Annotated in this window: 5 protein-coding genes; all 5 read right to left on the bottom strand. The window is 67.0% G+C overall.

Features of this window, described 5'->3' with window-relative positions; translation table 11 throughout:
* Window positions 1–43 precede the first annotated feature (43 nt).
* The 5 genes from ACNPNP_RS02120 to ACNPNP_RS02100 all read right to left on the bottom strand — a co-directional run bounded on the left by ACNPNP_RS02120 (window position 44) and on the right by ACNPNP_RS02100 (window position 5,839).
* Window positions 44–1,063, bottom strand: coding sequence for a LacI family DNA-binding transcriptional regulator (locus ACNPNP_RS02120; protein WP_448964418.1), 1,020 nt, complete (start codon window positions 1,061–1,063; stop codon window positions 44–46).
* Between the two features lie 81 nt (window positions 1,064–1,144).
* The gene (yjfF, locus tag ACNPNP_RS02115; protein WP_448964417.1) at window positions 1,145–2,164 is read right to left on the bottom strand and encodes a galactofuranose ABC transporter, permease protein YjfF; all 1,020 of its coding nucleotides are present in this window, start codon (window positions 2,162–2,164) and stop codon (window positions 1,145–1,147) included.
* Window positions 2,161–3,207: an ABC transporter permease gene (locus tag ACNPNP_RS02110; protein WP_448964416.1), complete on the bottom strand. Its 1,047-nt coding sequence runs from the start codon at window positions 3,205–3,207 to the stop codon at window positions 2,161–2,163. The genes yjfF and ACNPNP_RS02110 overlap by 4 nt, the downstream gene beginning before the upstream one ends.
* The gene (locus tag ACNPNP_RS02105) at window positions 3,204–4,778 is read right to left on the bottom strand and encodes a sugar ABC transporter ATP-binding protein (protein WP_448964415.1); all 1,575 of its coding nucleotides are present in this window, start codon (window positions 4,776–4,778) and stop codon (window positions 3,204–3,206) included. The genes ACNPNP_RS02110 and ACNPNP_RS02105 overlap by 4 nt, the downstream gene beginning before the upstream one ends.
* A gap of 65 nt (window positions 4,779–4,843) precedes the next feature.
* Entirely contained in the window at window positions 4,844–5,839 is a 996-nt protein-coding gene (locus ACNPNP_RS02100; RefSeq protein ID WP_448964414.1) for an ABC transporter substrate-binding protein, read from the bottom strand.
* Window positions 5,840–6,026: the final 187 nt, after the last annotated feature.

Genomic DNA, 6,026 nt, shown 5'->3' with positions numbered 1-6,026 from the left:
GGCGGATGCCGCGCTCTGCGCGACTCGAACGGCCTCATCCGCGTCAGCGACGGGCAGCACTCGCCCGGACGACGAGCTGCGGGATCTGCATCGTGCTCGCCACCGGCGAGCCCTCGTCCGTGAGCTGCGCGAGCACGGCGGCCATCGCCTCCTGGCCGAGCGCGGTGAAGTCCTGCCGCACCGTCGTCAGCGGCGGGGTGAAGTGGGCGGAATCGGGCACGTCGTCGAAACCGACGACGCTGACGTCCTCCGGCACACGGACACCGGCATCCTGAAGCGCATGCAGGAAGCCGAGCGCCATCTGGTCGTTGCCGACGAAGACCGCTTCGGGAGTGCGGACGGCCAGCAGTTCGCGGCCGATGCGATGACCGGACTCGGACGACCAGTCGCCGCGCAGCGGATCTTCGACGGGCAGACCGGCGGCGACCAGCGCGTCCTTCCACCCGCGCAGCCGCTCCTCGGCATCCATCGACCCGGCCGGTCCAGCGAGATGCACGATGTCCTGATGGCCGAGCTCCTGCAGGTGCGCCACGGCGCGACGCGCGCCGCCGTACTGGTCGAAGCTCACACGCACCCCGCGCCCTCGCGCCTCCGAGGCGATGGAGATGAGCGGGACTCCGAGCTCCCAGCCGTCGAACGCGTCGAGGACTCCGCGTTCGGCCGCCAGCAGCACGATCGCCTCCACGCTCTGCCTGATCAGCATCTCGGCGGATGAGCGCAGTGTGGAGCCCTCGATGTCGGCCGGGTTCGTGGAGATCACTGCGTAGCCGGCTGCCCGCGCGGACTGGTTGAAGCTCAGCACGATGCTGGACGGACCGAAATCGGGCAGGCCCGTCGCCACGAGGCCGATCGTGCGCGAGCGTCGCGTGACCAGCGCCCGCGCCGCCTGCGAGGGCACGTAGTGCAGCTGACGGATCGCCTGTTCGACGCGCTCCCTGGTGCTCGCGCGCACGTTGGGAAGATTGTTCAGCACCCGCGAGACGGTCTGGTGCGAGACCCCGGCCAGACGCGCGACATCGAAGATCGTCGTCGCGCTGTGCGACTGATCGTCGTTCGGACTCACCGGCCCCGCCTGCTCCCTCTGGCGTCCTCGGACGCGCTCCGTACCCCCATTATCGTGTCGGGAGCCCTGCACTCCGTGCCGTCACGTCTTGCGCCTGGTGAGCACGCGCTGCAATCCGATGAATGCGAGCAGCAGCGCGCCGATGAAGATCTTCGTCCACCACGATGACAGCGTGCCCTCGAACGTGATGATCGTCTGGATGATCCCCAGTACGAGCACACCCAGCACGGACCCCAGCACGAAACCGTATCCGCCGGCGAGGAGCGTGCCTCCGATCACGACCGCGGCGATCGCGTCGAGCTCCGTGCCGATCGCCGTGAGCGGGTAGCCGGAGAGCGTGTAGAACGAGAACAGGATGCCGGCCAGCCCCGAGCAGAGGCCGCTCACGGCGTACACGAGCACCTTGGTGCGGGCCACGGGGAGCCCCATCAGCTGCGCACTGTGCTCGCCGCCGCCGATCGCGTACACCGTGCGACCGAAACGCGTCCGGTGCAGCGTCCACACCGCGACCGCCACGATCACCAGCGCGATCACCACGCTCCACGTGATCGACATGCCGCCGCCGAGAGGGATGCGCGACACGGCGAGCGCGATGAACGACTCGTCGGAGATCGAGATGGAGCTCTGGCTGATGACGTAGCAGAGGCCGCGGGCGAGGAACATCGCGGCGAGCGTCGCGATGAACGGCTGCACCTTGAAGTGGTGCACCATCAATCCCACCAGCAACCCCAGCACGGTCGTCGCGACGATGATGACCGGGATGACGATGACCGCGGGCACACCGCTCTGCAGCAGGCTCGCGACCATCATCGTCGACAGTGCCACCACCGCACCGACCGAGAGATCGATGCCGCCGGTGAGGATGACGAAGGTCATTCCGACGGCCAGGACGATCAGATAGGCGTTGTCCACGAACAGGTTGAGGATCACCTGACCCGCGAAGAATCCCGGATAGCGGATCCCGCCGGCGATGAACACCACGACGAACAGGATCGCGGTCACGAGCACGGGCCCGTACTTCGGGCTGGTGAACGCCGAGCGCGTGCGCTGCAGCATCCGCTGAGCCTGAGTGGGGGCGGGTGCCTTGATCAGCGTGCTCATACCGACACCGCCTCCTTGCCTGCTCGCAGGGCGAGCCTTCGTCGGAACGCCGCGAGCGCCTCATTCGTCGTCGGCGACTGCAGCAGGCACACGAGCGTGACGACCACGGCCTTGAAGACCATCGTGATGATCGGCGGGATGCCCACGGTGTAGACCGTCGTGACGAGCGTCTGGATGACCAGGGCGCCGACCACGGTGCCGACCAGCGAGTACCGGCCACCGGCGAGCGAGGTGCCGCCGATGACGACCGCGAGGATGGCATCGAGCTCTATGAAGAGGGCGACGTTGTTCGCGTCGGCCGCCATCGTGTTCGCCGTGAGGATGAGTCCGCCCACCGCGGCGCACAGCGCCGCGAAGATGTAGACGAGGAACAGCAGCCCTCGCGCGCGTACGCCAGCCTGACGAGAGGCCTCGGGGTTGATGCCGACCGCTTCGATCAGCATCCCGAGCGCGGTGCGCCTGGTGAACAGGACCGCGATGAGGAAGACTCCCGCGGCCAGGTAGATCGCGACCGGCACGCCCCAGACGAAGCCCGCACCCAGCACCTTGAAGGGCGCGCTGTTGACGGTGAGGATCTGCCCCTCTGTGATGAGCATCGCCGCCCCGCGGCCGGCGGTCATCAGGATCAGCGTCGCGATGATCGGCTGGATCCCCACCACCGCGACGAGGAATCCGTTCCAGGTGCCGAGTACGAGCGCGATCAGGACCGCGGTGAGGATCGCGATGGCGACGGTGCCGGGATCCGCGGGGTCGGGGGCGCCGAGCAGGATGCTGCAGGCGACGGAGCCGGCGATCGCGGCGACGGCGCCGACGGAGAGGTCGATGCCCCTGGTCGCGATGACGAGCGTCATCCCGATCGCCACGATCATCATCGGTGCGCCGTTGCGCAGGATGTCGATCAGGCTGCCGTAGAGATTGCCGTCGCGGACGGTGATCGAGAAGAAGCCGGGGAACGCGATCACGTTGATGAGGAACAGGACGGCGAGCATCACCAGGGGCCAGAACAGGCGGCTCGAGACGATGCGGGCCAGCAGTGCACTCATGCGGTCTCTCCGAGTTCCTCGTCGGCATCGCCCTCGGCGATGAGAGCGAGCAGGTTGTCGATGGTCAGGTCGTCGTTGTCCAGATCGGCGACCTTGCGCCTGTCGCGCATCACGACGATCCGATGGCTGAGCCGCAGGACCTCCTCGAGCTCTGCGCTGATGAAGATCACGCTCATGCCGTTCTCGGCGAGGCTGATCACGAGCTTCTGGATCTCGGCCTTCGCTCCGATGTCGATGCCGCGGGTGGGTTCGTCGAGGATCAGCAGCCGTGGGGCGACGGCGAGCCATCGACCGAGCAGCACCTTCTGCTGGTTGCCGCCGGACAGATTGCGCACGATGGCGTCGGGGTTGGCCGGGCGGATGTGCAGGGCTTCGATGTAGCTCTGCGCGAGCTCGTCCTGACGCTTGCGCGGAATGGGCCGGAACCAGCCGCGATCGGCCTGCAGCGCGAGGATGATGTTGTCGCGGACGGTGAGCTCGTCGACGATCCCCTCGGCACGACGGTTCTCACTGGAGTACGCGATGCGCCGCGACAGCGCGTGGCGTGGAGTTCTCAGCCGGATGCCGTCGCCGAGGATCTCGAGCGTGCCGGTGTCCGCCCTGGCGATGCCGCCGAGCAGCCGCGCGACCTCCGTGCGGCCGGAGCCGAGCAGGCCGGCGAAGCCGACCACCTCGCCTTCGCCGATGCGCACGTCGACGGACGAGACCGAGCCCTTCCTCCCGATGCCGGTGGCACGAAGGAACGGCACGGACTCCGGTGTGCTCTGATCGTTCTCGCGCACGCGCTGCTCGAGATCCTCGAGCGTGCCGATCTCCTTGCCGATCATCTTCTCCACCAGCTCGATGCGCAGGATCTCCGGTGTCAGATGCTCGCCGACGAGACGCCCGTTGCGCAGCACGGTGAGCCGATCCGCGATCTCGTAGACCTGGTCGAGGAAGTGCGAGACGAACAGGATGGCGACGCCGTCGTCTCGAAGGTTGCGGATGATGCGGAAGAGCTCGGCCACCTCGTCGGCGTCGAGACTCGAGGTCGGCTCGTCGAGGATGAGCACCTTCGCGTTGATGTGGATCGCGCGGGCTATCGAGATGAGCTGTTGGATCGCCAGCGAGTGGCTGCCGAGCATCGATTCCGGGTCGACATCCAGGCCGAGCGTGTCGAGGACGACGCGGCTCTGCGCCCGCATCGCCCTGTAATCGATGGATCCCCATCGGCGGGGCTCCCGCCCCAGCATGATGTTCTCGGCGACGGAGAGGTTGGGGAGGAGATTCACCTCCTGATAGACGGTGCTGATGCCGGCTTCCTGAGCCTGCGCCGTGCTGCGGAACGAGGACGGCGCGCCGTCGAAGACGATGCTGCCCGAGTCGATCTGGTACACGCCGGTGAGCGCCTTGATCAGAGTGGACTTGCCCGCGCCGTTCTCCCCCATCAGCGAATGCACCTCACCGGGGAACATCCGGAACGACACCTCGTCGAGTGCCTTGATACCGGGAAAGGAGATCGACGCATCGCGGATCTCGATGATCGGGTCGGGGTGCGCTGCGGGTGCGGCGGGCCTGCTCAGCTCAGTCATCCTGCTTCTCCATCGAAGGGGTGATACCGGGAGCGGACTCGCATCCGCTCCCGGTGGGGTCGCGCTCAGTACTTGCGGTCGGGCAGGGCCTCGATGGCCTGCTCCTTGGTGAAGGTGGTCTCCTCCGTGACGATACGCGGCTCGACGGTCCCGCCGTCGTTCAGCGTCTTCACGATGTCGACCAGCTGCTGACCGAGCAGGGGCGAGCACTCGACGATGAAGTTGATCTTGCCGTCGGCGAGCGCCTGCATGCCGTCCTTGACGGCATCGACCGTGATGATCTTGATGTCGACGCCCGGCACGAGACCGGCGGCCTCGATCGCCTCGATGGCACCGAGACCCATGTCATCGTTGTGAGCGTAGACGAGGTCGATGTCCGGGTTGGACTTGAGCAGCGCCTCCATGACCTGCAGGCCGCCGGCACGGGTGAAGTCGCCGGTCTGGCTCGCGACGATCTCGAACTTGTCGTCCTCACCGATCACGTTCGCGAATCCTTCGGCGCGATCGATCGCAGGTGCAGCGCCGGTCGTGCCCTCGAGCTGGACGATCTTGACGGAATCCGCGTCAGCGAACTCCTCGACCGCCCATTCGCCGGCCTTCTCGCCCTCCTCGACGAAGTCCGAGCCGAGGAACGAGACGTACAGCGACTCGTCCTTCGAGTCGACCGCGCGGTCGGTGAGGATGACGGGGATGCCTGCCGCCTTGGCCTCGTTGAGCACCGCATCCCAACCTGTCTCGACCACAGGGGAGAACGCGATGTAGTCGACGCCCTGCTGGATGTACGACCGGATCGCCTTGATCTGGTTCTCCTGCTTCTGCTGGGCGTCCGAGAACTTCAGTTCGATGCCGGCGTCTTCGAACGCCGCCTGGATGTCCTTCGTGTTCGCGGTGCGCCATCCGGACTCCGCCCCGACCTGAGCGAAACCGACGACCAGCTCGTCGAGCGCCTTGGCTTCTCCGGCGCCGCCGGCGTCGCCTCCACCGGAGTCGCCTCCGGACGCGCAGCCGGCGAGACCGAGCAGCAGCACGCCGGCCGCTGCGATCGAAATGAGCTTCTTCATGGGTGAACCTCCTTGTTCGTCCGGTAGCTGCTGCGGCTGGTGCTCCGCGGTGCATTCGGGCGGCCACCGTGGCCGCAATCGAAATGTTAGCGCTCACTGTTAGCGCTCACAAGAGCGTGATCACGGCCTCTGCGCAACGAAACGGTAACGACCCCACGGCGCAGACGAAGGGGGGGGTCATCCGCTC

The organism is Microbacterium xerophyticum (assembly GCF_053543555.1).
Note: the sequence above shows the minus strand (reverse complement) of the source record. Positions and strands in the feature narration are given on the sequence as shown.